General features: G+C 72.2%; 27 protein-coding genes. 8 read left to right on the top strand and 19 right to left on the bottom strand.

Annotation, left to right across the window (positions count from 1 at the left end):
• Window positions 1-83 precede the first annotated feature (83 nt).
• Window positions 84-713, top strand: a complete 630-nt coding sequence (locus tag K7472_RS10175; RefSeq protein ID WP_222976380.1) for a VC0807 family protein — start codon at window positions 84-86, stop codon at window positions 711-713.
• A gap of 148 nt (window positions 714-861) precedes the next feature.
• Here K7472_RS10175 and K7472_RS10170 read toward each other — a convergent pair whose 3' ends face one another.
• From K7472_RS10170 to K7472_RS10155, 4 genes are all read right to left on the bottom strand, one after another.
• Window positions 862-1,209: a hypothetical protein gene (locus tag K7472_RS10170; RefSeq protein ID WP_222976379.1), complete on the bottom strand. Its 348-nt coding sequence runs from the start codon at window positions 1,207-1,209 to the stop codon at window positions 862-864.
• 82 nt (window positions 1,210-1,291) lie between these two features.
• Window positions 1,292-1,810, bottom strand: coding sequence for a hypothetical protein (locus K7472_RS10165; protein WP_222976377.1), 519 nt, complete (start codon window positions 1,808-1,810; stop codon window positions 1,292-1,294).
• 90 nt (window positions 1,811-1,900) lie between these two features.
• Window positions 1,901-3,049 (bottom strand): C40 family peptidase, encoded by a 1,149-nt coding sequence (locus tag K7472_RS10160; protein ID WP_443729193.1) that lies wholly within the window; start codon window positions 3,047-3,049, stop codon window positions 1,901-1,903.
• Window positions 3,050-3,342: 293 nt separating this feature from the next.
• A complete protein-coding gene (locus tag K7472_RS10155; RefSeq protein WP_222976373.1) occupies window positions 3,343-4,338 on the bottom strand; it encodes an ArsR/SmtB family transcription factor in 996 nt (331 codons plus the stop codon).
• Window positions 4,339-4,671: 333 nt separating this feature from the next.
• Here K7472_RS10155 and K7472_RS10150 point away from each other — a divergent pair, with 333 nt between their 5' ends.
• Both K7472_RS10150 and K7472_RS10145 read left to right on the top strand, forming a co-directional pair.
• Complete coding sequence (locus tag K7472_RS10150; RefSeq protein ID WP_222976371.1) at window positions 4,672-5,424, top strand: SDR family oxidoreductase; 753 nt, start codon at window positions 4,672-4,674, stop codon at window positions 5,422-5,424.
• Window positions 5,425-5,533: 109 nt separating this feature from the next.
• Window positions 5,534-6,334 (top strand): class I SAM-dependent methyltransferase, encoded by an 801-nt coding sequence (locus K7472_RS10145; protein WP_222976369.1) that lies wholly within the window; start codon window positions 5,534-5,536, stop codon window positions 6,332-6,334.
• An 82-nt stretch (window positions 6,335-6,416) separates the two neighbouring features.
• On the opposite strand, the gene katG is transcribed toward K7472_RS10145, so the two are convergent.
• Window positions 6,417-8,639 carry a catalase/peroxidase HPI gene (gene katG, locus K7472_RS10140; protein ID WP_222976367.1) on the bottom strand — a complete coding sequence of 741 codons (2,223 nt, stop codon included), beginning with the start codon at window positions 8,637-8,639 and terminating at the stop codon, window positions 6,417-6,419.
• Between the two features lie 326 nt (window positions 8,640-8,965).
• Between katG and K7472_RS10135 the strand changes: the two genes are divergently transcribed.
• Complete coding sequence (locus K7472_RS10135; RefSeq protein WP_222976365.1) at window positions 8,966-9,391, top strand: Fur family transcriptional regulator; 426 nt, start codon at window positions 8,966-8,968, stop codon at window positions 9,389-9,391.
• Between the two features lie 40 nt (window positions 9,392-9,431).
• On the opposite strand, the gene K7472_RS10130 is transcribed toward K7472_RS10135, so the two are convergent.
• The 3 genes from K7472_RS10130 to K7472_RS10125 form a co-directional block, all read right to left on the bottom strand.
• A complete protein-coding gene (locus tag K7472_RS10130; protein WP_222976363.1) occupies window positions 9,432-10,655 on the bottom strand; it encodes an arylsulfotransferase family protein in 1,224 nt (407 codons plus the stop codon).
• 274 nt (window positions 10,656-10,929) lie between these two features.
• Window positions 10,930-11,046 (bottom strand): putative leader peptide, encoded by a 117-nt coding sequence (locus tag K7472_RS33680; protein WP_372457949.1) that lies wholly within the window; start codon window positions 11,044-11,046, stop codon window positions 10,930-10,932.
• Between the two features lie 129 nt (window positions 11,047-11,175).
• A complete protein-coding gene (locus K7472_RS10125; protein WP_222976361.1) occupies window positions 11,176-11,898 on the bottom strand; it encodes a TetR/AcrR family transcriptional regulator in 723 nt (240 codons plus the stop codon).
• A 205-nt stretch (window positions 11,899-12,103) separates the two neighbouring features.
• Between K7472_RS10125 and K7472_RS10120 the strand changes: the two genes are divergently transcribed.
• Window positions 12,104-13,324: a saccharopine dehydrogenase family protein gene (locus K7472_RS10120; protein WP_222976359.1), complete on the top strand. Its 1,221-nt coding sequence runs from the start codon at window positions 12,104-12,106 to the stop codon at window positions 13,322-13,324.
• Between the two features lie 155 nt (window positions 13,325-13,479).
• On the opposite strand, the gene K7472_RS10115 is transcribed toward K7472_RS10120, so the two are convergent.
• The 7 genes from K7472_RS10115 to K7472_RS10085 form a co-directional block, all read right to left on the bottom strand.
• Complete coding sequence (locus K7472_RS10115; RefSeq protein WP_222976357.1) at window positions 13,480-14,109, bottom strand: GOLPH3/VPS74 family protein; 630 nt, start codon at window positions 14,107-14,109, stop codon at window positions 13,480-13,482.
• Window positions 14,110-14,203: 94 nt separating this feature from the next.
• Window positions 14,204-14,479 (bottom strand): type II toxin-antitoxin system antitoxin, encoded by a 276-nt coding sequence (locus K7472_RS10110; RefSeq protein ID WP_222976355.1) that lies wholly within the window; start codon window positions 14,477-14,479, stop codon window positions 14,204-14,206.
• A gap of 9 nt (window positions 14,480-14,488) precedes the next feature.
• Window positions 14,489-15,409, bottom strand: a complete 921-nt coding sequence (locus tag K7472_RS10105; RefSeq protein WP_222976353.1) for an SPFH domain-containing protein — start codon at window positions 15,407-15,409, stop codon at window positions 14,489-14,491.
• A 145-nt stretch (window positions 15,410-15,554) separates the two neighbouring features.
• On the bottom strand, window positions 15,555-16,616 hold the full coding sequence (locus K7472_RS10100) for a 2-aminoethylphosphonate ABC transporter substrate-binding protein (RefSeq protein WP_222976351.1): 1,062 nt from the start codon (window positions 16,614-16,616) through the stop codon (window positions 15,555-15,557).
• Window positions 16,617-16,665: 49 nt separating this feature from the next.
• Window positions 16,666-17,463, bottom strand: a complete 798-nt coding sequence (locus tag K7472_RS10095) for an ABC transporter permease (protein WP_222976349.1) — start codon at window positions 17,461-17,463, stop codon at window positions 16,666-16,668.
• Entirely contained in the window at window positions 17,447-18,340 is an 894-nt protein-coding gene (locus tag K7472_RS10090; protein WP_222976346.1) for a 2-aminoethylphosphonate ABC transporter permease subunit, read from the bottom strand. The genes K7472_RS10095 and K7472_RS10090 overlap by 17 nt, the downstream gene beginning before the upstream one ends.
• A complete protein-coding gene (locus tag K7472_RS10085; protein ID WP_222976345.1) occupies window positions 18,333-19,391 on the bottom strand; it encodes an ABC transporter ATP-binding protein in 1,059 nt (352 codons plus the stop codon). Before K7472_RS10085 ends, K7472_RS10090 begins: the two co-directional genes overlap by 8 nt.
• A gap of 230 nt (window positions 19,392-19,621) precedes the next feature.
• Between K7472_RS10085 and K7472_RS10080 the strand changes: the two genes are divergently transcribed.
• Window positions 19,622-20,242 (top strand): methyltransferase family protein, encoded by a 621-nt coding sequence (locus tag K7472_RS10080; protein ID WP_222976343.1) that lies wholly within the window; start codon window positions 19,622-19,624, stop codon window positions 20,240-20,242.
• A gap of 47 nt (window positions 20,243-20,289) precedes the next feature.
• Window positions 20,290-20,718, top strand: a complete 429-nt coding sequence (locus K7472_RS10075) for an MmcQ/YjbR family DNA-binding protein (RefSeq protein WP_222976341.1) — start codon at window positions 20,290-20,292, stop codon at window positions 20,716-20,718.
• Window positions 20,719-20,748: 30 nt separating this feature from the next.
• Here the strand turns inward: K7472_RS10075 and K7472_RS10070 are convergent, their stop codons facing one another.
• Both K7472_RS10070 and K7472_RS10065 read right to left on the bottom strand, forming a co-directional pair.
• Window positions 20,749-21,366 (bottom strand): nuclear transport factor 2 family protein, encoded by a 618-nt coding sequence (locus tag K7472_RS10070; RefSeq protein WP_222976339.1) that lies wholly within the window; start codon window positions 21,364-21,366, stop codon window positions 20,749-20,751.
• A 42-nt stretch (window positions 21,367-21,408) separates the two neighbouring features.
• Window positions 21,409-21,783: a cupin domain-containing protein gene (locus tag K7472_RS10065; protein WP_222976337.1), complete on the bottom strand. Its 375-nt coding sequence runs from the start codon at window positions 21,781-21,783 to the stop codon at window positions 21,409-21,411.
• 181 nt (window positions 21,784-21,964) lie between these two features.
• Here K7472_RS10065 and K7472_RS10060 point away from each other — a divergent pair, with 181 nt between their 5' ends.
• Entirely contained in the window at window positions 21,965-22,447 is a 483-nt protein-coding gene (locus tag K7472_RS10060) for a MarR family winged helix-turn-helix transcriptional regulator (protein ID WP_222976335.1), read from the top strand.
• A gap of 19 nt (window positions 22,448-22,466) precedes the next feature.
• On the opposite strand, the gene K7472_RS10055 is transcribed toward K7472_RS10060, so the two are convergent.
• Both K7472_RS10055 and K7472_RS10050 read right to left on the bottom strand, forming a co-directional pair.
• On the bottom strand, window positions 22,467-23,492 hold the full coding sequence (locus K7472_RS10055; protein ID WP_222976333.1) for an alcohol dehydrogenase catalytic domain-containing protein: 1,026 nt from the start codon (window positions 23,490-23,492) through the stop codon (window positions 22,467-22,469).
• A 165-nt stretch (window positions 23,493-23,657) separates the two neighbouring features.
• Window positions 23,658-25,169 (bottom strand): glycoside hydrolase family 3 protein, encoded by a 1,512-nt coding sequence (locus tag K7472_RS10050; protein ID WP_222976331.1) that lies wholly within the window; start codon window positions 25,167-25,169, stop codon window positions 23,658-23,660.
• Window positions 25,170-25,793: the final 624 nt, after the last annotated feature.

Raw genomic sequence — 25,793 nt, 5'->3', positions numbered from 1 at the left:
ACTGATGGGGAGTTCCCGCCATGCCATCGCACTCTTTCGGTCCCAGGAATTCGGCCGGTTCGGGGCCCGTGCCCGGAAAGCCGTTGGACGAAGAACGCGGCGGCCCGGTCCCGCGCGCCCTGATCACCATGTTCCTCTACGACATCGGTCTCCCGGTGATCGCCTACTTCGTCGCCGAACTGCTCGGGGCGAGCAGCTACGCCGCCCTGCTCACGGGCACCGTCGTCTCCGGCCTGCGTGTGGTGTGGGTGGCGGTGCGGCAGCGGAGGCTCGATCCGTTCGCGGTCTTCCTGCTCGCCGTCTTCGGGGCCGGGCTGGCGCTGAGCTTCATTACCGGGGACCCCCGGTTCGTCCTCGCCAAGGACTCCGCGATGTCGTGCGCGGCGGGCCTCGTGCTGGTGGGCAGTTGCGTCATCGGCCGCCCGCTCGCCTACTACGCCGCGCAACGCGTGGCCCGTTCCGCGGGTGGGGCTCGCTACGAGCAGTTCCAGGCCGCCGCGAACACCGGCACGATGCGTGCTCGCTGGTACCGCACCTCGCTGGTGTGGGGTGTCGGCCTGCTGGTCGACGCGGCTGCGCGCATCGCGGCCATCTATCTGCTGCCGATCGGGGCTGCGGCCAACGCCTCCCAGACGCTCATGCTCGTCGTCTACGGACTGCTGATGGTGTGGACCGTCCAGTCGGCCAAGAAGGCGCGACCCGCACGGCACTGACCGCTGACGGCCGACGGCCGACGGCCGACGGCGCAAGCTGACCGCTGACCGCTCACCGCTGACGAGTCGTGTCGCCGGATGCCGCGTGGGGGTGCGGCATCCGGCGACGGCCACGCCAGCGGGTCGAGGGTGGCGCGGAGAAGGCGGGTCAGCCGTTGACGTGGATGTAGCAGACGGAGACCCACCCCTTCACGTGCGTGCGGTGGTCGGTGATCTGGGCCCACTGGTCGTTGCCGCACGCCGGGTTGTACTCGCCCTCGGTCGCCTGCCAGAAGGTGAGTCCGTCGCCCGGGTTGCCCTCGCCGAGGGCCGGGGCTCCGCTGTACGAGTCGGTGTGAATGCGCACTCCGGTGGCCGTGAAGTCACCGCTCAGCGCCTGCGGCCGGGCCGCGACGGCGGCCTGCGCGGAGGGGGCCGCGGCCACACCGAGGGAGGCCGCGAGGACGGTCGCGGCGAAAGCGGCGCCGAGGGACTTCCTGCTCTTGCGGATCGTCATGGAGCTGGCCTTTCTTCGAGTGTCGGCAGAGATGAGTCATGGTCGAACGCACGGCGGGCGGAAGCGGTCCGGTCGGCCCGGATCAGGAGCACCGCGGCAGGCCGTCGATCGAGTCGGTGTGGTTCTTGACGTAGTAACCGGCCATCCAGCCCCACAGTTCGGCGCCGACCCTGACGCTGAGCCAGTACGGGTTGCCGCCGATCGTCTCGCCGGGCTGCTGGCAGGCGACGTAGACGGTCTCGGGGCTGCTCAGCGTGGCGACCACGGCACCGCAGTTGGTGGTCGAAGGCGAGGAGTCGCAGGCCAGTTCATGTGCTTCGTCTACGGGGTCGCGGACGTTGACGTCGGTCGCCCACACCTCGTACGTTCCGGGGCCGTGGCCGTCCGCCGGGCGTGCGGCGGACGGCGACCGGTACGCCGCGGCGACCGGCCGGGCCGCGCCCGCCGCGCCCGAAGCGGCCACCGCGTTGGACGGGGCCAAAGCAGCCGCGGCGCTCGACGGCGCCGGGGCCGCCGCCACGACGAGACCGGCTGTCATACAGGCGGCCAGAGCGGCGGACGCCCGGCGGCCCGCCCGGCGCCCCCGAAAGGGGAGGGACATGACACTTCTCCTTCTCCGTAAGCGAGTTGGTGCCAAGAGCGGAGAGGACAGCCTCGGTCACCCCGGAGGAACCCGGCCGTCCCGAGCCGCTCAGCAGGTGGGAACGCCCGCCAGCCACGCAGCGCCCTTGATGTAGATGTTGGTCATCCAGGAACCGTCCGTGAGCTTGGACCACGCGTCGTTCGTGTAGCCCTCCGCCGACACGGACTGCGCGTGCTTCTGGCACACCACGCCGATCCGGGTGGGCTGCGGGAACAGGTCGGCGACCGAGGCGTCGAGGCTCGGCGCGGTGTGGGTGCGCACGTCGGTGCCCCAGGTGGACTCGGAGATGCCGCCTCCAGGTGCCGGGGAGCCGCCGCAGTCGGCCACACCGGGCAGCCAGGCCGGGCCCTTGATGTAGATGTTCGTCATCCACGAGCCGTTGGTGAGCTTGGACCACGCGTCGTTCGTGTAGCCCTCGGCCGTGACCGACTGGGCGTGTTCCTGGCAGACCACACCGACCTGGGTGGGACCGCTGAAGGTGTTCACCACGCCGGAGGTCGTCGACGGGGAGCTGTGGGTGCGCACGTCCGTGCCCCAGGTCTGGAAGACGCTGCCGCCGCCCGCCGGGGGCGGGGTGGGGTTGCCCGGGGTGGCGGCCAGCCGGATCGCTCCCGCGTAGTCGCCGCCGGTGCGGACCGCCGTTCGGCGGATGTGCGTACCGGACTCGTAGGCCTCGACCATCTGCCCGGCGCCGATGTACATCGCGACGTGGTGGATGTAGCCGCTGCCCCAGAACATCAGGTCGCCGGGGAGCAGCGGCCCGTCGCCCTGCGCGGCGCTGAACCGCTGCGCCGCCAGCGAACTGTGGTACTGGTCGCTCGCGGTGCCGTCCAGGATGTCGCGGCCGGTCGCCTGGTAGTACGCGTACCGGGTGAGCCCGGAGCAGTCGAACCCGTAGCGGCTGCCGTCGTCCTTGCTCGCCGGGTCGCTGCCGTCGTAGTAGCCGTAGGTCGGTCCGGGCGTCGCGCCGTGGCCGCCACCCCAGGTGTACCAGACGCCGATCTGCGAGCAGACGGCCCGCACGGCGGCCTGCGCGGCGGCCGACGCGCCGGGCGCCAGCACTCCGCAGCCGCTGTCCGCGGCGCGTTCGGGCACCGTACCGCGCGATACGGCGTGCGCGGCGGACGGCACCGCCAGGGCCAAGGTGAACGCGGACAGCGCGGCCGCCGTTCCGGTCGCGAGCCGACGCGCGCTCACGACCCGATCCGGCCTCACGAGCCGATCCGGGCTCACGTGTCGTCGCAAGGTGTGGTGTCGCATGAATCCCCCGTGTGGTGGTGGCGGCCGCGACGTGCGACCGCCGTACGACGCGGTACGCGACCGCGGACCACGCCGACCGGTCCAGCCCGGTCCGCATCGGTCCCGGCCGGTCCCGGCCGGTGTGGTCGGAAACAGGCTCTCGCGCGCCGCACCGGCCCCACAAGGAATTCGGCGGTGACCGAAGTCGCCAGCTGAGCACGGTGGTTGACGGCTGACCCGAGCGCGCCCGATCACAGCCCGGCGGGCCTGCCGTCCAGCAATGCGCATCCCAGCCTGCTCAACGAGTGGCGGACCGTGCCGCCGTCCCGGAAGCTGACCACGAGTTCGGCCTCGCGCAGGGTGCGCAGGTGCTCGCTGACGTTCGGTTCCGAGGATCCGACCCGCCGCGCCACCTGACCGGTCGTCACCATCCCGTCCGCCGTTGCCTCGAGGACCGCCGCCCGGGTGCGGCCCATGAGCGCCGACAACCTGGAGTGCGTCGCCGTGTCCTCCTCCCCACAGGCGAGTTGCCACCGCGGATCGTGCCGGATCGGGTAGACGAGCACCGGTGGCAGCCGCGCGTCCTGGAGCAGCGTGGCCCGTTGCCAGCAGAAGAAGGCCGGGACGAGGAGCAACCCCCGCCCGTCGAGTCGGCGTTCCGGCCCTGACGGCAGGCCGTGGACCTCGAGGACCGGTGGCCGCCACTCCACGGAAGGGTGCAGGGTGGACAGCAGGCGGTCCACGCCTCCGCGCAGCACCGCTTCGACCCGTACGGCCCGGTCGGCCGCCAACTGGGCGCGGACGTGCGCTTCGTGGGGTGCGACGAGTTCGCGGTACAGGGCCTCCATGCCCTCGGCGAGCCGTGTGACGGCGGCGCTCGACCCGGTGGCGAGTTCCACGGTCCACGGCGAGGCGGGCCGTGCCGCGGCGAGCACTGCCAGTTCGTCGCGCAGCCGGTCGTGCGGGACCCGGCGGACCGCCTCGAGCCCGGCCGACAGGTCGGCTCCCGTGCCGGAGGGGGTCAGGAAGTCGGGCGAGTAGCCGCGCGGGGGCGCGAGGTCCAGTAATCGGCGCATGGGGGCCCGCAGCCTCCGGCGGGCCTGCCGGCGCCATCGTCCGAAGACCGGGACGCCGTCCTGGCACTGCGTCATGTGTGCGGCGAGCAGGGCTTCCCAGAGCACGTCCGGCTCCCCCGCCAGCCCGACCCTCCGCACGTCGGCGTCGGACAGGCGGATGCGCAGTCCCATCCCGTTCCCCCTCGGTCGCTGACCGGTGTGCCGTCACCCCCGCGGCAGGCCCCGTCCCGGTCTGTGCGTTTCCTATGAGAGTAAGGCAAACGTTGTCAAACTCCGGCAGACCGTCTCGGCTCCAGGAGGGCGCTTCAGCCGGATCGGACCCATCCGACCGCACCCCCGAGGCCCTGCCACGGTCGGACCACCGCTCGCGGATTCACTCGATCGAGCTATGGATCGAACGCGGCGGCGAGCGCATGGCCCGGGGTGCCCGCGGGAACGGAACCAACCGCTCCCGAGAACATCCGAGTGAACCCCGAGGACCCCGAGGATTGGACACCCGCACCCGTGCTGAAGAACACCACAGCCGTCGTCACCGGAGCCTCCAGCGGCATCGGCACCGCGGTCGCCGAGGCGCTGGCCGCGCAGGGCGCCACCGTCGCCCTCTTCGCCCGCCGCCGCGACCGGCTCACCGAACTGGCCGAGGCGATCAACGCGCGGGACGGCGGCCGTGCGCACCCGTACGCGGTGGACGTCACCGACGCCGACGCCGTGCGCGCCGCGATCGAGTCGGCCGCCGGGGACCACGGCGGCATCGACATCCTGGTCAACAACGCGGGCAGCGGCACCTGGTCACCGGCCCTCGAAGCCGACCTCACCGACTGGCACAGCACGGTCGAGGTCAACGTGAACGGCGTCCTCAACACCACGCATGCCGCGCTGCCGCACCTGACGCGGGCCGCCTCCGGTGAACGAGGTGTGGCCGACCTCGTCACCATCAGTTCGGTGGCCGGGCGCAGGATCCCCACCCCGCAGAGCAACGTCTACGCGGCCACGAAGCACGCCGTGAGCGCGTTCACCGAGGCCCTTCGGCAGGAGCTCGCCGAACGCCACGTGCGCGCGGGCCTGGTGGAGCCCGGCGTCGTGGTGACCGAGCTGACGACCAGCGGCCAGGAGTACGCGCCGGACGCCCGGAACCCCACCGGATACGGGCTGTTGCGGCCCGAGGACGTGGCCACCGCCGTCGTCTTCATGGTGACCCAGCCCCGGCACGCGGCCGTCAACGAGATCCTGCTGCGACCGACGGAGCAGGTCCGCTGACGGCACGGATCGCGGGCCGCCCGGCCGAGTCCGGTCGGCCCGCCTCTGGCCGCGGACGGCCGAACGCCCCTGACCAGGGACGGTGGGGCACGGGTGCGAGGATGGCCCCATGGGATCACAGGACGGCTACCTGCTCGACAACCGGCAGCGGGAGGCGGGGCGGCGTTTCGACGCGTTCGCCGAGCTGTTCGACCCGTGGACGTTCGTCCACCTCGACCGTCTCGGGCTCGGATCCGGCTGGCGCTGCTGGGAGGTGGGCGCGGGTGGCTCGTCGGTGCCCGCCGGGCTGGCGGAGCGTGTCGGGCCGGCCGGGCGGGTCTGGGCGACGGACCTCGACACCTCGTGGCTGACCGGTCTCGCGTCGGACACCACTGAGGTGCTGCGGCACGACGTGACCCGGGACGATCCCCCGGCCACCGGCCTCGACCTGGTGCACGCGCGGCTCGTGCTGGTGCACCTGCCGGACCGGGCCGAGGTCCTGCGGCGGCTCGCCTCGGCACTGCGGCCGGGCGGCTGGCTGGTCGTGGAGGACGCCGATCCGGCGCTTCAGCCGCTGGCCTGCCCGGCGGGCGGCTCCCTCGCCGAGGAGCGGGCCGAACGCATCCGCCGGGGCTTTCGCGCGTTGCTCGCCGAGCGGGGCGCGGACCTGGCGTTCGGCCGGTCCCTGCCGCGCCTGCTGCGCGCGGCAGGGCTGCGGGACGTGGCGGCCGAGGGCTACTTCCCGCTCACCTCGGCGGCCTGCCGGGAGCTGGAGGCGGCCACCGTACGGCAGGTGCGCGGGCAGTTGGTCGGTGCCGGGGCGGCCACGGACGCGGAGGTCGACGAGCATCTGGCCGCGCTGGCCGGTGAGGACCTCGACGTCACCACGGCGCCCCTGATCACCTGTTGGGGACGCCGCACCGAAGACTGACGCGGACGCCACCGGCCCGCTCCCCCGCCTCGGTGGGCGGGAGGAGCGGGCCGGTGGTCGTCGGCGCGGGGAGGCGCGGGGATCAGGCGACGTCGAACCGGTCGAGGTCCATGACCTTGGTCCACGCGGCGACGAAGTCGCGCACGAACTTCTCCTTGGCGTCGTCGCTCGCGTACACCTCGGCGAGCGCCCGCAGTTCGGAGTTGGAGCCGAAGACCAGGTCGGCGCGGGTACCGGTCCACACGACCGCGCCCGAGGAGTCGACGGCCTCGAAGGCGTTCGCGTCGCCCGCGACCGGACGCCACGTGGTGTCCAGGTCGAGGAGGTTGACGAAGAAGTCGTTCGTCAGGACCCCCGGCGTGGTGGTGAGCACACCGGCCTTGGACTGCCCGGCGTTCGCGCCCAGGACACGCAGGCCGCCGACGAGGACGGTCGTCTCGGGAGCGGACAGCGTGAGCAGGTTGGCCCGGTCGATGAGCAGGTACTCGGCCGGCAGGCGGCTGCCCTTGCCCAGGTAGTTGCGGAAGCCGTCGGCGGTCGGCTCCAGCGCGGCGAACGACTCGGCGTCGGTGTGCTCCTCGGTCGCGTCGACGCGGCCCGGGGTGAACGGCACCTCCACGGCGTGACCGGCGTCGCGGGCGGCCTTCTCGACCGCGGCGGTGCCGCCCAGCACGATCAGGTCGGCCAGCGAGACCTTGCGGGCACCGGTGTTGAACTCCCGCTGCACGCTCTCCAGCACGCCCAGGACCGAGGCGAGGCGCTCGGGGTCGTTGGCCTCCCACGCGGACTGCGGCGCCAGGCGGATACGGGCGCCGTTGGCACCGCCGCGCTTGTCGCTGCCACGGTACGTCGAGGCGGACGCCCAGGCGGTGAAGACCAGGTCGGAGACGGACAGACCGGAGTCGAGCAGCTTCGCCTTGAGCGTCGTGACGTCCTCGGCGGTCAGCGGCTCGCCCTCGGCCTGCGGCAGCGGGTCCTGCCACAGCAGGGTCTCCGCCGGGACCTCCGGGCCCAGGTAGAGCGACTTGGGGCCCAGGTCGCGGTGGGTCAGCTTGTACCAGGCACGGGCGAAGGCGTCCGCGAACTCCTCGGGGTGCTCGTGGAAGCGGCGCGAGATCGGCTCGTAGACCGGGTCGAAGCGCAGGGCCAGGTCGGTGGTGAGCATCGACGGGGCGATCTTCTTCGAGGCGTCGTGGGCGTGCGGGACGGTGCCCTCGCCCGCGCCGTCCTTCGGCTTCCACTGGTTGGCGCCGGCCGGGCTCTGGGTCAGCTCCCACTCGTAGCCGAAGAGGTTGTCGAAGAACCCGTTGCTCCACTGGGTCGGGGTGGAGGTCCAGGTCACCTCCAGGCCGGAGGTGATGGCGTCGGCGCCCTTGCCGGTGCCGAAGCTGTTGCGCCAGCCGAGGCCCTGCTCCTCCAGGCCGGCCGCCTCCGGGTCCGGGCCCACGTTGTCGGCGGGACCGGCGCCGTGGGTCTTGCCGAAGGTGTGGCCGCCGGCGATGAGGGCGACGGTCTCCTCGTCGTTCATCGCCATCCGGCGGAAGGTCTCGCGGATGTCGCGGGCGGCGGCGAGCGGGTCCGGGTTGCCGTTGGGGCCTTCGGGGTTGACGTAGATCAGGCCCATCTGCACGGCGCCGAGCGGCTCTTCGAGCTCGCGGTCACCGGTGTAGCGCTCGTCACCGAGCCAGGTGGTCTCCGGGCCCCAGTAGACGTCGTCCTCCGGCTCCCACACGTCCGCGCGGCCGCCGCCGAAGCCGAAGGTCTTCAGACCCATGGTCTCCAGGGCGACGTTGCCCGCGAGGACGAGCAGGTCGGCCCACGAGAGGTTCTGGCCGTACTTCTTCTTCACCGGCCACAGCAGGCGGCGGGCCTTGTCCAGGTTGACGTTGTCCGGCCAGCTGTTGAGCGGTGCGAAGCGCTGCTGGCCGGCACCGGCGCCACCGCGGCCGTCGCTGATGCGGTACGTGCCGGCGCTGTGCCAGGCCATGCGGATGAGGAACGGGCCGTAGTTGCCGAAGTCGGCGGGCCACCAGTCCCGCGAGGTGGTGAGCGTCTCGGCGATGTCACGCTTGACGGCCGCGAGGTCGAGCGCGGCGAACGCCTCGGCGTAGTCGAACTCCTCCCCGAGCGGGTTCGCCGCGGGCGGGTTCTTGGCGAGGATCTTCAGGTTCAGCCGCTCCGGCCACCACTGCCGGTTGCTGCCGCCCTGTGCCGGGTGCGGGGCTCGGGCGGTGTGGACGACCGGGCAGCCGCCCTCGGTCTCCATCTTGGGGTCGGTGACAATGGCGTCGTGGTTTTCAGTCATGGGGATTCCTTCCGGACCGGGACGCGGATCGCCGGTGCTGATCGCGGGTGCTGGTGAAGGAGCTCAGTAGCGCGGACGGGCGCCGGACCCAGGCGGTGTGACCACGAGGTCTCCCGCGGGCGGCGGTCCGGCCGCACCGAGCGTGATGATCTCGTCACGTCAACACCTCCTGTCACAAGAAGGATCTCCCGTCCCTTGGCCCGTGCTGGAACCGATCCTACGATGGACACAGTCCAAGTCAAGAAGCGCATCAGACCTGCGACCGGCCGAGGCCGCTCCATTTGGCCACCGGGGCCCGCTCGCCCTACCCGAAGAGGTGAACCGGCATGAGCGACCTGCTGGAGCGACTGCGCCGCCGGGGATGGCGGATGACCGCGCAACGCCGGGTCATCGCGCAGATCCTCGACGGCGATCACGTGCACCTGACCGCCGACGAGGTCCACACCCGCGCCGCGCGCCTGCTCCCCGAGATCTCCCGCGCGACCGTCTACAACACCCTGGGCGAACTGGTCGTCCTGGGCGAGGTCGCGGAGGTCACCGTCGACGGCCGCGCGAAGCGCTACGACCCCAACACCCGCCGCCCGCACCACCACCTGGTCTGCACCCGCTGCGGAACCATCCGCGACGTCCATCCCACCGGCGACCCCCTCACCCGCCTCCCGGCCGACCGGCGCCTCGGCTTCACGGTCGCCACGGCCGACATCGTCTACCGCGGCCTGTGCCCGGACTGCGGGGTCGGCTCAACGGCGTGAGCCGGCCCCGCAGTCGGCGACGACGTCCGCGCGTGCGGGGTCACCCGCCCCAGGCGAACCGGTACGCGCGATAGGTGTTCACACCGGCCGGGAACTCCGCGTTGAACAGCAGCTTTCCGGAGCGGTCGAACTCGGAGACGTACGGCAGCGAGCCCCAGCCGACCACGAGGTCGCCGTCGGCCGTGGTCTGGGCGTTGCCCTGCGAGGGCGCGCTGAGGCCTTCGGGCTGGTCGACGCTGCGCACCAGGGTCGCCACGTGGTGGCGGGTGTCGAGCCGCACGGTCACCACCCGGCTGTAGGGAAGCGACGCGACGGCACCGGAACCGGTGTTGCCCGCCCCGGCGGACTCGTTGTCGAAGAGGGTGTACACACCGTTCCCGAGCGGCTGGGGGTCGTGCTGCCAGGCGAAGATCGTGCCGGAGTCGTCGAGCCGCTGGCCCGGTGCTGCCTTCAGGCTGAACGAGCTTGCCTTGCCGCCGAGTTGCCACGTGACCCGGCCGGTGCGCCGCGAGACCTCGTAGGTGGTCCAGGTGTTGCGGGCGTCGACGAGCAGGTCGCCGCCGGTGTCGAGTTTGACGGCGTTGATGTGGAACCAGTCCCAGGCGCTGTCCGGGGAGGACGGCAGCGGCTGCTCGCTCTGGGCGTACGGCACGTGGTCGGCGGCGTCCCACTGGAACAGCACCTTGCCGGTGCGGATGTCGACCTCCTGCACCACGCCGTCCAGCACCTTCTGGTGGGAGGAGCCGCCGATGGAGGTGAGGTCGGCGGTGCGCTGCTTGTACGCGAGCAGGAGCGCGGTGTTCCACGGGGTGATCAGGAACTCGTGGCCGTCGGCGGTGTAGCCGTTGCCCGCGTGGACGGTGGCGATCCTGCGGTAGTGGTCGTCGTAGACGTAGTCCACGCCCTGTGCGGCGCCGCCGAAGCCGGTCCCCTGCCACCAGGTCAGCACCGGCTTGCCGTGGTAGGTCTGCTTGCGGAAGTCGGACGCCTCCTGGCCCGCGGGGACGGCGTGGGACCACACCACGTGGCGGCCGTCGGGGCTGAGGATCTCGACACCGGAGGCGTAGCCGCCGGACGGGGTGTTCTCGTACGGCGCCACGAACAGGTCGCCCGCGCCGCGCGGGGCGGTGCCGCTCACGACGGACAGCGGCGGCACCTGGGGTTCGGTGGGCTCGGCGGCCGCCGCCACGGCCGAGGGGAGGGTGAGGGCCAGAGTGGCCGACAGGGCCAGGATCTTGGCCGCTCTGGTCAGCGCGTAGCGCATGGATGATCCGCCTTCGTGGGAAGTCGTAGGAATTCGTGGGAAGTTATGGGGAGTTCGTGGACGTTCGTGGGAACAGGCCGTCAGGTGTGACGCCCGCCGCGGACCGACGTGCGGCGTCAACCGCGCACGTCGACAGCGCACTTGGCCGTGGACACGGCGAAGTGGCGCCAGGGTGGAAAGGCATGGGATGCGACGGGATGGCGCGGACCGGCTCGGCCGGGACGTGTCACGGCGTCATCGGACGCGGGTCACACGGGGATACGGGCGCCGGTGCTCAGACGGCCCGGCGACACAGGGCGCTGCTCACCCTCAGCAGATCCACGTGGCGTCGGGTCACACCCACGTGGGGGCGGCTTCCGGGAAGCGAGGTGGCACGGTGCTGCGTGCGCATGCCCACTCCCCTTCCTCGGCCGGTGTCGGGTACGCGCCGACGGGCGCGGTACGTGATCACCCTAGTGGGCCGCTTCGAGGGGGCACAAGGCTACCGGCCGGTTCGCGCGACGAGGCGTCGGCCGGGGTCTCACTGATCGCCCACGGCGCCCTGGACGTCGGCCAGTTGGGCCTGGGCGCTGTCCAGGAGCATGTCGAGCGCCGACGGGTAGGCGCTGGTGTTCATGTGGGCGATCAGATGGCGTGAGGTCGCCGCGATGTGGGGATGGGTGGCGGCGGGCAGTCGGGCGTACGTGGTCTGCCACATGGCCTCGTCCGCCTCGCGTGCCGTCCGCGGCAGGGCGAGGGAGGCCGCGTCGAGGACGGCGAAGGCGAGGCTCTGGTCGACGAACGCGTGGTAGATGCGCACCGCGTCGCGGTCGCCGAACCCCGCGGTGCGCAGGATGCCGAGGATCACCTCGTCGGCGGCCACCTCGTGGATGCGGCCGGAGACACGACTCGCGGTGAGGACGGCGGCCTGCGGATGGGCCAGGTAGGAGGCATGCACGCGCAGGCCGAGCTCACGCAGGTCGGACCGCCATCGACCGGTGGCCCGCCAGCCCGCGACGGCCCTGCGCATCAGCTCGTCGCCGATGGCGAGCGTCAGGTCGTCCATGCCGCGGAAGTACCGGTACAACGTGCTGGGGTCGGTCCCCAGCGCCGCGGCGAGGCGGCGCACGCTCAGCCCCTGGCCGTCCTCCTGGGCCAGCAGACGCAGCGCGGTGTCCACGAACAGCTGCTCCGACAGCACCTGCCCTTGCCTGGTCGGCCGCCTCCGCTGCCGCTTCGCCTCCGTCACCACACGCTTGCCCATCGCCGTCCCCTCGATCGCGCCCCGGCCCTCACCCTAAGCCTTACGCCAACACCGTTGCCATCGCGTCCGCACGCTCGGGAATGCCTGTTCAGGCTTGTGCGCGGGCGGTCGTGGAGGCTTATGCCAACAGCGTTGACGGCGGTGCGGACCTGGCGTTGTGATCGTGGTGGGAAAGCCCTTCTGACCAGTACGGGAGACCATTGCCATGCGTGTTCTGCTTGTCGGGGCAGGTGGGGTCGGCACCGCCGTCACCCGGATCGCGGCCCGCCGTCCGTTCTTCGAGCACATGGTCGTCGCGGACTACGACCTCTCGCGCGCCCAGGCGGCGGTGGCCGCGGCCGGCAGGACGCCGGAGCGCTTCTCCGCGGCCTTCGCGGACGCGTCCGACGAGGCGGCGATCGCGACGCTGCTGCGCGAGCAGCGGTGTGACGTGCTGCTCAACGCGACGGACCCGCGCTTCGTCATGCCGCTGTTCGGCGCCGCGCTGGCGGCCGGCGCGCACTACCTGGACATGGCGATGTCGCTGTCCGCGCCGCATCCGGGCACGCCGTACGCGGAGTGCGGGGTGAAGCTGGGCGACGCGCAGTTCGAGCGCGCGACCGCATGGGAGGAGGCGGGGCGACTGGCGCTCGTGGGGATGGGCGTGGAGCCCGGTCTCTCGGACGTCTTCGCACGTTACGCGGCGGACGAACTCTTCGACACCATCGAGGAGATCGGCGTGCGCGACGGCGCCGACCTGACGGTGGAAGGGTACGACTTCGCGCCGTCGTTCAGCATCTGGACGACGATCGAGGAGTGCCTCAACCCGCCGGTCGTCTACGAGAGCGACCGCGGCTGGTTCACCACGGAACCGTTCAGCGAACCGGAGGTCTTCGACTTCCCCGAGGGGATCGGGCCGGTCGAGTGCGTCAACGTCGAGCACGAGGAGGTCCTGCTGATCCCGCGCTGGGTGACGGCGGGGCGGGTGACGTTCAAGTACGGGCTGGGCGAGGAGTTCATCAACACCCTGCGCGTGCTGCGGCAGTTGGGGCTCGACCGCACCGAACCGGTCACGGTGCGCAGTGACGCGGGTCCGGTGCGGGTCTCTCCGCGCGACCTGGTGGCCGCCTGCCTGCCCGACCCGGCGACGCTCGGCGAGCGGATGCACGGCAAGACCTGCGCCGGTACGTGGGTGCGCGGCACGAAGGACGGCCGTGACCGGGAGGTGTACCTGTACCACGTCGTCGACAACCAGTGGTCGATGCGCGAGTACGGCTGCCAGGCCGTGGTGTGGCAGACGGCCGTGAACCCGGTCGCGGCACTGGAACTGCTGGCGACCGGCGTGTGGCGAGGCGCAGGCGTGCTGGGCCCGGAGGCGTTCGACGCCAGGCCGTTCCTCGACCTGCTCACCGAGTACGGCACACCGTGGGGCCTGCGAGAGCAGTAGCGGCCGAAGGCGCCCCGCGAAGCCACCCGACCCCGCGGGGCGTCAGCGTGCGCGCGGCGGATGACACCGGGCGAACTCGTCGGCGAGGATGCCCATGATCCGGTGTCCACCCCTCACTCGAAGGCCGTCAACTCGCCCACATGCAGAGGGCGTTGTCAGCTGCTGCGGGCTGCTCGGCGGGTTCGCAGGACCCGTCGCAGGGCTTGCGGGACCGGGCCGGCGGCGGCGGTCAGTTCCTCGAGTCGCGCGCGGTGTTCGCGCCGGAGGCGGTAGGGCAGGACCGTGCGGAGCCTGCTGACGGCGGCCAGCGCGACCACAGCCGCCTGCTCCGGCTCGACCGCGCCGCCCGTGCCCTCCAGCGCGGCCAGCAACCCCGCCCGCAGGGCGTCCGGCAGGTCGGGGTCGGTGGGCGTCGGGACGCGGAGCGGGAAGAGGCCCAGCACGCGGCGTTCGGCCAGGTCGAGCCGGCCGTCCTCGACGAGCCGGGCGCGTACCGTGCCGGCCAGGCCGTGATGGCCGGTCTCCACCCAGCGGCGCCAGGGACGCGGCGCCGCCTTGGCGATCGCGTCCAGCGGGTCGGCCAGCAGCGGGCTGAGGGACGCGGGAACCGATCCCGTGGCGGCGGGGCGGCCGCCCTCGTCCACGAGCAGGCCGCGCAGGTGCAGGTCGGTGAGCGCGGCCGCGCGCAGGATCACGCCGAGGTCCGCCGCCTGCGCGGGGACGGCGTGGCCGGGGCGCATGGCCAGGAGGTAGAGCCGTTCGGGCAGGGTGTCGGGGAATCGCATGGTCTGGCCTCCTTGCCGTCACACGCCGCGTAGGTGTCCAGGCGTCCGGGACGTCGGGGCCGTCACCCGGCGCTTCACCGGAATCCCACGGCCGTCACGGGAGCACGTCCGGTGGCGTGTCGTCCTCCGGTGCCGTGTCACCCTCCGCTGCCGCACGTTCCTCGGACGGCGCGGCTGTCTTCGTGGGGCGGCCGCGCCGGGGGATGCCGGCCGCGGCGGACGGCATCCGCCCGGCCCCGGCCAGGGCGCGGCGCAGCAGGAACTCGATCTGGGCGTTGGTGCTGCGCAGTTCGTCACCCGCCCAGCGTGCCAGGGCGTCGTGAACGGCCGGGTCGAGACGCAGCAGGATCTTCTTGCGTTCGGCGGGCAAGGGTCTCCCTCACTGGTAGAGGGAACCGGAGTTGACGATGGGCTGTGCCCCCCGGTCCCCGCACAGCACCACCAGCAGGTTGCTGACCATGGCCGCCTTGCGCTCCTCGTCCAGTTCGACCACGTTCTGCTCGGCGAGCCGCGCGAGCGCCAACTCGACCATGCCGACGGCCCCTTCGACGATCCGGCGGCGTGCCGCGACGACCGCGCCCGCCTGCTGGCGTTGCAGCATGACCTGGGCGATCTCGGGCGCGTACGACAGCCGCGTGATGCGGGACTCGACGATGCGCACGCCCGCCGCGGCGACCCGGGCGGAGATCTCCCGCGACAGCAGGCGGGTGATCTCCTCGCCGCTGTCGCGCAGTGAGGGGCGGTCCTCGTCGCGGGCGTCGTAGGGGAAGCTGTTGGCGATGTGCCGGACCGCGGTCTCCGACTGGATGGCGACGAACTTGCGGAAGTCGTCGACCTCGAAGACGGCCTCGGCGGTGTCCTCGACCTGCCAGACGACGACCGCGGCGATCTCGATCGGGTTGCCGTCGGCGTCGTTGACCTTGGCGGCCTCGGTCTCCAGGTTGCGGATCCGGGTGGAGACCGTGCGGCGGGTGGTGAACGGGTTGACCCAGATCAGGCCGGGCGTGCGCAGCGTGCCGCGGTACCGGCCGAGCAGCTGTACGACGCGGGCCTCACCGGGCGAGACGGCGGTCAGGCCGCGGAAGGTGAGGAAGGCGGCCACGATGAGCACCACGCCGAGCCAGACGAGTCCGTGGGCGGCGATGGGGACCGCGATCCCGCCGGCGAGAAGCAGCAGGCCGACCGCCAGCATGAGCAGGCCGGGCACGCCGGCGAGGAGCCGCTCGGTGACGGAGGGCCCGGGCATGTCGGGCGCGACGCCGGGGGCGGCGGCCGGGGACGCGGTGGGTTGGTGGGTCATGGCGCTCTCCGCTCTGCTGTCGTGCCATGCGCTGCCCGCATGGCACGACACTAGCAGAGTGATATCACTTTTTCGAGAGGCCCGCACCGCGCCGCTTTCCCGGCCGCTCCCCGGCCGCCGCCCGCACCGATGCCCGCACCGATGCTCAGCTGCCCGTAGCGGACTGCCAGGCGTCGACGTAGTCCGTGAGCTTGTCGTCGATGGCGTTCCAGTCCGGACGGAAGACCTGGACGCCGGACATGATCTTCGCCAGCGCCCGGGCGTTGGCGTCGGTGGCCTTGACGTCGGTGCGGGACGCGAAGCCGCCGCCGAGCCGGGAGACCTCCTGCTGGACGGCCGGGGAGAGCAGGTAGTCGAGGAACGCGCGGGCCTCGGCCGCGTGCGGCGCGTTCTTCACCAGGCCGGCCGCGTACGGCAGGGAGAGCGTGGTCGGTGCTCCGCCGCCGTTGGGGGCGGGGAAGAAGATGCCCTGGTCGGGCATGGAGGCGGTGTCGGCGTAGTTCATCTGCACGTCGCCGTTGGCGACCAGCAGTTCGCCCTTGTCGACCTTGGCGGCGAGGGCGCCGGTGGAGCTGGACGGGCCGACGTTGACGGCCTGGAGCTTCTTGAGGAACGCCATCGCCTGGGACTCGCCGCCGAAGTCGTGCATCGCCTTGACCAGCACGGCCGTCCCGTCGCCCGCGACGCCGGGGGTGGAGTACTGGAGCTTGCCCTTGAACTTCGGGTCGAGCAGGTCGTTCCAGGTCTTCGGCGGCTGCGGGAGCTGCTTCTTGTCGTAGACGAAGCACAGGTAGTTGTCGACGACCGAGGTCCAGGTGCCGTCCGCCGCCTTGTCCGCGGTGGGGACCTGCGCCGAGCCCTGCGGCCGGTAGGCGGCGAGCAGTCCCTTGCTGTCGGCCTCCTGGATGAACGGGGGCAGCGTGACGACGACGTCGGCCTGGGTGTTGGACCGCTCGCGCGCCAGGCGCTGCACCATCTCGCCCGAGCCGCCCTCCACGTAGTCGACCTTGATGCCGGTGCGGGCCTGGAAGTCCTTGAAGACCTGGTTGTAGAAGCCGTCGCCGGTCTCGGACTTGAGACCGTCGGCGCTGTAGACGGTGATCTCCTTGGCGTCGGCGGAGGATTGTCCGGCGCAGGCGGTGAGCGAGGAGCCGAGGACGAGGGCGGTGAGGACGGCGGTGACGGCGGTGACGGTGTGCCTGGGCATGACGGGATGAACTCCTGGCGTGGTGACGGGCGTTGAGGGGCGGTGTCGGTCAGCGGTAGGAGGCGCGGTTGCGTACCCGGGAGACCGCGAGCAGCACGAGCAGCGTGGTGGCCATCAGCACGACGGCGAGGGCGGCGCCGGTGAACAGCGATCCGCGGTCGGTGGCGCCGAAGATGCTGACCGGCAACGGGGTCCAGCTCGGCGGGTACAGCATCATCGTGGCGCTCAACTCGCCCATCGACAGGGCGAATCCGAGCCCGGCGGCGCCGGTGAGCGACGGCAGCAGCAGCGGAATCCGTATCCGCCACAGCACGCGGGCGGGGCTCGCGCCGAGGCTCGCCGCGATCTGTTCGCAGGCGGGGTCGAGCCGGGCCAGCGCGGCGGAGACCGACTGGTAGGCGAACGCGGTGACCAGCACGGCGTGCGCGGTGATGACGATGCCGGGTGTGCCGTTGAGCAGCAGGGGCGGCTTGGAGAAGGCGACCAGCAGGGACAGGCCGACGACCACGGAGGGCACCGCGACCGGCAGGGTGAACAACGTGTCCATCACCCCGCGGCCCGCCCGCCGCAGCCGGTGCGCCGCGAGGGCGGCCCAGGCACCGACGAGCAGGGCGACGAGGCTCGCGGCCACGGCGGTCAGCAGGCTGACGGTCAGCGCGTGCGCCGCGTCGCCGCCGAGCGCCTCGCGGTAGTGCTGGACCGTGAGACCCGAGGGGAGCGCGCCGTTCCAGTCGGTGGCGAACGAGGCGACGACGATCACCAGGAACGGCAGCGCGAACAGCGGCAGGAACAGGACGAGGAAGACGGCCTGGGCGATGAGCCTGGCGGCCTTACCGTGCAGCAGCACGTGTGCCTCCGGACGCGGGAAGGGTGCGGGAGACGACGGCGCGGTAGAGGGTGTGCAGCGCCACCGAGACGACGACGCTGACCACCGCGACCACGCAGGCGCCCGGGTAGTCGCCGTCGAGGATCGCCTTGCCGTACACCAGCATGGGCAGCGTCGTGACGCCCTTGGCCCCGGTGAACAGCACGATGCCGAACTCGTTGAGGCACATCACCAGTACCAGCGAGCCGCCGGCGGCCAGCGCGGGCAGCGCCTCGGGGAGGATGACGCGGCCGACGACGCGGGGCGCGCGGGCTCCCAGTGAGGAGGCGGCCTCGATCTGCGCGGTGTCGAGCCGTTCGAACGCGGCCAGCAGTGGGCGCATCACGAAGGGCGTGAAGTAGGTGATCTCGGCGAGGACGACACCCCACGGGGTCTGGAGGAAGTCCAGCGGCCCGTTCGCGGCACCGGTCGCCTGCGTCCACAGGCCGTTGACGATGCCGGTCGTCCCGTAGAGGAAGAGCAGGGCGAGGGTGATCAGGAACGAGGGGAAGGCGAGGAAGACGTCGACCACGCGGCTGAGCGCCCTGCCGCCGGGGAACGGCACGAACGCGATGACCAGCGCCAGCGTGAAGCCCAGCACCAGGCACCCGGCGGTGGCCGAGGCGGCGATCACCACCGTGTTGAGCAGCGCCTCGCGGAACACCGTCGAGCCGAGCACCTGCCCGTACGCGGACAGGTCGTGGCCGCCGGAGTCCGGGGAGACCGACTGCCACACGACGAGGGCCAGCGGGTAGAGGAAGGCCAGTCCCAGCGCGGCGAGGGGCGGCAGGGTCCACGCCCAGCGCGGCACCGAGAGCTGTCGGCCGGTGGGCACGGCCCCGGCGGTCGCGCTAGCCACGGGCCACCTCCCGTACCGGGCCGGACGTCAGCAGCACGGCGTCCTGCGGGGCGAAGTGCACCGTCACGGGGGTCCCGGGAGCGGGCGGGTCGCGCAGTTCCGTGACGTCGGCGGCGACACGGTGGCCCGCGACGTCCACGACCAGGCGGTGGGTCGCACCCCGCCACTGCACCTCGGCGAGGGTTCCGCGCAGCGCGTTCGGGCCGTCGCCGAGGCCGACGCGGTGCGGCCGTACGCACAGGGTCGCGGTGTCCGCGTCGGTCAACCCGGGTGCCACGAGCTGGAGTTCGGCGTCGGCGAACCGGACGGTGCCGCCGCTCACACTGACCGGCAGCAGGTTGGCACCGCCGACGAACGAGGCGGTGAACTCGCTGCCCGGGCTGCGGTGGAGGTCCAGCGGCGTGCCGCACTCCTTCAGCCGGGCGGAGTCCATGACCGCCACCCGGTCCGCGAGGGTGAGCGCCTCGATCTGGTCGTGGGTGACGTAGAGGATTGTCAGGTCCGGCAACTCCCGGTGCAGCCGGGCCAGTTCGGTGAGCATGGCGGAGCGCAGGGCCGCGTCGAGCGCCGAGAGCGGCTCGTCGAGGAGCAGTACCTCGGGGCGGATGGCCAACGCCCGTGCGATGGCGACGCGTTGCTGTTGGCCGCCGGACAGCTCGCGCGGATAGCGGCGGGCGTAGGCCGCCATGCCCGTCATCTCCAGGGCTCGCGCGACGCGTTCGACGGTCTCGTGGCGCGGGGTGCGGCGAGCCTTCAGGCCGAAGGCGACGTTGGCGTCGACCCGCAGGTGCGGGAAGAGCGCGTAGCTCTGCACGACCATGCCGATGCCGCGCTTGTGCGGGGGCAGGGCGGTGACGTCCCGGCCGCCGATGAGCACCCGCCCGCTCGCCGGGGTGACGAATCCGGCGACGGCGCGCAGCGCGGTGGTCTTGCCCGACCCCGACGGGCCGAGCAGGGCCATGACCTCACCGGGTTCGACGGCGAGGTCGAAGGCGTCCAGGACGGTCTGGCTTCCGTAGCTCACGGAGACGCGGTCGAAGCGGACGGACATCACGACCACCTCGTCGCGGTGAGGGAGCGAGCCGCCGGGATCCGGTCGGCCGCGTGGTTGACGACTGGCATGCCTGGAGCCTGTGGGCGGGGCGTTGACCGTTCACGGCCGAGGGGTGACGGGATGGTGAACAGGCCGAGACGGTTGGACTAGACCCGTTATCCACCCGTGATCTCCAAGAGGTGTTCCCGCGCCTGGCGGCCGGGGCGCGCCGGGAGGACGATCTCCCCATGGGAGCACTGCACTCGGTGATGGTCGGTCTCACCGCGGTCTGCGTGGCCGTCTTCGCGGTGACGTGGATCATCGGCGCGGTGTACTTCGGGGTGCGCAGCGGCTCCCGCGTCGCCGACTGGGCCCCGGGCACCCGGCAGACGCTGGTCTACCGCCTGGCGCTGGCGGTCGGTGTGATCGCGTTCGTCCAACTGGTGCGGCACACCCCCGGCGCGTTCTGGCACCACTTCTTCTACTGGCAGCCCGTGATCGCGGTGGTGGGGGCCGTGGTGATGGTGTCGTCCACGGCGTTGCTGGTGTGGGCGCGCTGGGTGCTGGGCGCGATGTGGGCACCGGTGCCGGTGGTGCGGGAGAACCAGGAACTGCGCACCGGCGGCCCGTACGCCGTCGTGCGGCACCCGATCTACACCGGGCTGCTGGGGCTGGTCGGCGGGGCCACGCTCGCGTGCGGGTTCGGCGGCTGGATCGTGGTGTTCGCGTTCGCCGTGCCCTGGCTGCTGCACCGGGTGCGCGTCGAGGACGGGCTGATGCGCCGCGAGTTCGGCGCGCAGTACGAGACGTACCGGGCGCGGGTGCCCGCGCTGCTACCCTTCCCGCGTCCTCGCCCGCGCGGGCGCTGAGGCTCCTTCCGCTGGAGTGCCGGGCACGCCGCGCGTAGCTTGAGAGGGTGCCCGCACCGAGGAAGAGCCGCCGCGCCCGGGTCGAGGACGTCCACGACCTGGCGCTGGCGATGCCGCACGTGACCGTGGAGCACGGGCGGCAGGGCAACGCCGTCTACGCGGTGGGCGGCAAGTCCTTCGTCTTCTTCCGCACCGCCCGGCCGGACGCCTTCGATCCGGAGACCGGCGAGCGGTACACGGACGTCATCGTGATGTGGGTGGCGTCGGAGGAGGACAAGAAGTCCCTGATCGCCGACGCGTCCACACCGTTCTTCACCACACCGCACTTCGACGGCCACCCGTCGGTCCTGCTGCGCGGTTCACGGACCGGTGAGTTGTCGTACGGCGAGCTGTCCGAGGTCGTGCAGGACGCCTGGCTCTCCCGCGCCTCGCCGACCCGGGCACGCGCCTGGCTCAAGGCCAACGGGCTTTCCTGACGCGGGCGTTGGCCTGTCTTTCGGCGCCGCTCAGTCGGCGTACACCGAGGCGCCTCCCGGGGTCAGCCACTCGAAGAGGGAGGCGTAGAGCGCCCGGACCTCCTCCGGACGGTCGTCGCCGTACAGGTCGGCGCCGACCGCGTAACCCCGCGCATGCAGCAGGCAGGTGAGCATGCGGTACGAGGGGCGGGCCGCGGCGAGCGTCTGCGGGTCGACGGCCGGCCGGGCGCCCGGGACCGCGGGCAGCAGGACGTCGTACTCGTAGACCGGGTCGAGCGAGACGAGCACCCAGCGGCCCGCCCGCCGTTCCGCGCGGTACAGCAGGCGGGCCCGGGAGGTGAGGTCCACCTCGACGCCGTTCAGGTCCGCGCGCAGGTGGATCCCGGCGAGCATCTCGATGACCGCGCGCGGACCGTGGACGTCCACGACCGGCGGGTGCAGGCTGTGCAGGGCGGTGTCGCCGCGCGCGGCCATCTCCCGTGACGCCGCGACGAATTCGGCGCCCGTGCCGCGGAACCAGCTCAACCGCACGGCCGCGTCCGGCGCCAGGCACTCCCCCATCGCCCGCCACCAGCCGCGATCACGCGCCCGGCGCTCGCGCAGGACCAGCTGGGTCAGCTCGGTGACGTCGTCGGTGGTGGAGCTCATGGCGAACCTTTCGGTGAAGCGAGGTGCGGAGCTATGGAGTCGTCACTGCGCCCACGGCGGCAGGAAGGTCGCGCCGCCGACGGTGGCCTTCATGCCGACCGAGGTGACCGCGGTGAGGGAGGCCGGGGCATCGTCGGAGGCGTTGCGGATCCGCAGGACGGCGTTGGCCGGGACGACGACGGCGTCACCGGGCCCGGCGGTCACCTCCTGCCCGGCGACGGTGGCCGAGATCCCGCCGCTCACCACGACGAAGACCTCCTCGCGGTCCATGTGATGGGTCTCGCTGCACGCGCCCGGGGACAACTCCAGTGCCCAGATGGCCAGTTCGGCACTGCCCCGGGAGGGCACGGCGAGCGGACGGAAGGTGAAGCCGTCACGGTCGAAGACAGGGGCGTCGGCAAGGGTGGACAAAGGCATGGCGATTCCTCCGGGCAGCGGGACGAACGATATAGTCAAACCGGTTGACCACTTCACGCTACGCCCGCCACGGCGAACCGGTCAACCACGTTGACCATCCGACAGGCATTCGCAGGCATCACGGACACGCAGGCACCGCAGGCACCGCAGGCATTCGACAGGAGAGGTCCGGGACACCACCATGGCCGCCGACCGGCACGACACCGACCCGACCCCGCAGGTCCCCCTGCTGCTGGCCATCGCGTACCGGGCGATGACCGACCACTTCCACGCCCGCCTGGCGGAACTCGGCCGCGAGCCGCTGCGGCCCGCGCACGGGTACACCTTCCGCTATCTCGCCGACCACCCCCGGGCCACCACCGTGGACCTGGCCGCCCACCTCGGCGTCACGAAGCAGGCGGCGTCCAAGACGGTCGCCGAACTCGCCGACTGGGGGTACCTGCGGCGCGAGCCGCATCCCACGGACCGGCGCGCCCAGGTGCTCGCCCTCACCGAGCGCGGCCACGACTACCTGCGCCTGGCCGACCGGCTGTGGTCCGAGGTGGAACGGGACCTCGCCGACGTCGTCGGCGCCGACCGCGTGACCGCGCTCGGCCGCGACCTGCGCGCGTACATCCGTCACGTCTACGGCGACCAGCCGGTGCCGCTGCGCCCGGTGTGGTGAGCGCGGCCGGCGCCCGCGGTCAGCCGGTGGTGAGCACCATGCGGAAGCGGGCGGCGCCGGACATCATGCGGTCGAAGGCGTCGGCGGCGCGTTCCAGCGGCACTTCCTCGATCCACGGCCGCACGCCGCTCTGGGCGGCGAACCGCATCGTGTCCTGCGTGTCGACGGCGACGCCCGAGGCGTGGCCGTGGATGCGCCGGGCGGCGCTGACCAGTTGCAGCGGGCTGACCCGCAGCTCCTCCGGTGCCGCGCCGAGGACGAGCAGCTCGCCGCGCGGGCGCAGTCCGTCCACGGTCGCGGCCATCGCGTCGCCGTTGGTCACCGTGGCCAGGACGACCGAGGCGCCGCCCAGCGCGGTCAGGGCCCGCGCCGGGTCCTCGGCGGTGCTGTCGATGTAGTGCCGGGCGCCGAGCTTCTCGGCGAGCGGCGCCTTGTCCGCGCCCCGGGCGATGGCGACGGTGTCGAAGCCCATCGCCGCCGCGAACTGCACGCCGAGGTGGCCGAGGCCGCCGAGCCCCAGCACGGCCACGGTGTCGCCCGGCCGGGCCGAGCTGCGGCGCAGGGCGTTGTAGACGGTCACGCCCGCGCAGGCCAGCGGCGCGGCCTCGGCCGAGGTCAGCTCGTCGGGCACCGCGGCGAGTGCCACCGCGGGCACCACGACGGAGTCCGCGTAGCCGCCCGGGTAGGCGGCGCCGGGCACCCGCAGCTCGGCGCAGAGCACGCCGTCGCCCGTCCGGCACAGGTCGCAGTGGCCGCACGAGCCGCCGTACCAGCCCACGGCCACCCGGTCTCCGGCCGACCAGCCGGTGACGTGCTCACCGACCGCGTCGATCCGCCCGGCGATCTCGTGCCCGGGGACGACCGGGAAGGACGTGCCGGGCAGATGGCCCGCGGTGATGAGGGCGTCCGAGTGGCACACCCCGCACGCCTCGACGGCGATCCTGACCTCGTCGGGCCCGGGTTCGCGCGACTCGGCGGTGGTCAGTGACATCGCGCCGCCGGGCTCGGCGACCTCCACGCGGCGGTGAGTGGCTGCTGGGGACATGCGGCGGCTCCCTTTCCGTGCCGTGCGGCGTGCGCGTCCGGTGGGCGGCACGCCCGGGTGAGCGGTCCATTCGTTCCCTGTCCCAGTGTGGCCGCGTCATGCGTGACCGTCCTGTCCGGCGAACGCGCCGTCACCCTGCGCGACCGGGTGGGGCCGCTCGGTGCGCTACCGGGTGCCCGCCAGGACCTCCGCCGCGGCCACCCCGGACGCGGCCGTGGCGCCGTTGGTGAAGATCTGGGCCGCGGCCGGGGCGGTCGGCACCGGCAGGCCCATCTCGACCACGATCGCGTCGGGGCGCGCCGTCACCAGGTCCGCCAGCGCCCGGCTCATCCAGGCGTGCCGGGAGGCGTCCCGCACCACGACGACCAGCGGGCGGTCCTTCGCGGGGAGCAGCGCGTACTCCTCCAACGCCTTCGACTCCCGGTCGAGTTGGGTGGCGTGGACGCGTACGAACGTCGTGCCGGGCAGCCGTTCGCGCAACGGCATGGCGACGCCCCACGGGGTCTCCTTGCCGATGGCGAGGTTGGTGGAGGGCACCAACTCCACGACGTGCGGCGGGTCCTGGAGCGGGAGGGCGTCACCGGCGGCGCCGCTGGTGCGGATGGCACGGCGGGCGGCGACGAACCCGATGTCCCCGCTGACCGGGTCGACGGGGGCGGCCTGGCCCAGCCGGGTCGACCAGTCGGCGAACTCCCCCACCCGGCGGGCCGCGTCGCGCAGGCGCTCCTCCGGCAGGGTTCCGTCGGCGACCGCGTCCAGCAGGGCGCCGGCGAGCAGGTCGACGGTGGACTCCTCCGCGGTCTCGCCGCCCACGCAGATGGCGTCGGCCCCGGCGACGACGGCCCTGACCGTGGCGCCGCCGATCCCGTACAGGCCGGTGACCGCCCCCATCTCGATGGCGTCGGTGACGATCAGGCCGTCGAAGCCGAGTTCGCCGCGCAGCAGGTCGATCAGGACGCGGCGGCTGAGGGTGGCGGGCAGGTCGGGGTCGTAGGCCGGAACGAGCAGATGACCGCTCATCACCGCGCGCACGCCCGCCTCCAGGGCGGCGCGGAACGGCGGCAGCGCCTGCTCCTGGATCTGGTCGAGGCTCGCCTCGTAATGCGGCAGCCCGTGGTGGGAGTCCACGGCGACGTCGCCGTGGCCGGGGAAGTGCTTGGCGCAGGCCGCGACTCCGGAGGCCTGAAGACCGCGGATCCAGGCGGCGGCGTGTCGGGACACCAGCTTGGGGTCCACCCCGAAGGAGCGGACGCCGATGATCGGGTTGTCGGGGTTGGAGTTGACGTCCACGCTCGGCGCGTAGTCCAGGCTCACCCCGGCGGCGTGCAGCTGGCGGCCGAGGTCCTGGGCGACCGACTCGGTCAGCTCGGCGTCGTCGACGGCGCCGAGCGCGAAGTTGCCGGGGCGCGAGGATCCGGTCGACGACTCGATGCGGGTGACGTCGCCGGCCTCCTCGTCGATCGCGATGATCAACTCGGGGTTCCGGGCGCGCAGTTGGGCGGTGAGCCGACTCACCTGCTGGGGGGAGGCGATGTTGCGCGAGAAGAGCACGACGGACGACAGGCCGTCGGCGATGTCCCGCAACACCCAGTCCGGCGCCTCGGTCCCGACGAAGCCCGGCTGAAGGACGGAGAGCGCGAGACGTCGCAACTCCTTGCTGTGTTTGCTCCAGGACATCAGCTGGGCCTTCCGGTAGTGCCGAGGCATCGATCACCGCGCCGCGCATTGGTACAGACCATCGGGATATTGGCCTAGTCCAATCTGGAGTGTCAAGAGGGCGAGCGGCGTCCCGGGCCGCCGCACCCCCGTCACCATTCCGACCCGAGACCCTCGGGCCCCGCCACCGCCACCGACCCGCCCCGGGAGGCCCTTCTTCCGGAATCGGAGCAAAGCGCCCGCCTTCAAAGCCGGAAATGACACAACGTCATCGGTCGTCGACACACCGGAATTCCCGCGCATATCGCGGCAACCGAATTCACCGTGAGTCGATGAACGTTGCACCAACAGTCACTCATGTCATGTCCGCCGCAAACTCATCGCCATAACCCACCAGTAACCAACAATCACATCGGACTCCTCAAGTGCGGGCCGCCCACCCAATCTGACCTGCGCATACACATCCCACGACAACCTCGAACCCGAACCGAACCGCCCACAACCCACCAACTCGACTGTTGACACGTGAAGTTGGTCTAGTCCATTTTAGTGAGACGCGAGTTCGGCAAAGGGGCGGTTGTGGTCAACCGCCATCAGCATTGGGCACGTTGACCCGTCACAACCCCTGCCGCGCGCATCCGCATT

The organism is Streptantibioticus parmotrematis, from assembly GCF_019890615.1.
GTDB classification, from domain to species: Bacteria; Actinomycetota; Actinomycetes; order Streptomycetales; family Streptomycetaceae; genus Streptantibioticus_D; species Streptantibioticus_D parmotrematis.
This window is presented reverse-complemented; position numbering and strand designations above follow the sequence as displayed.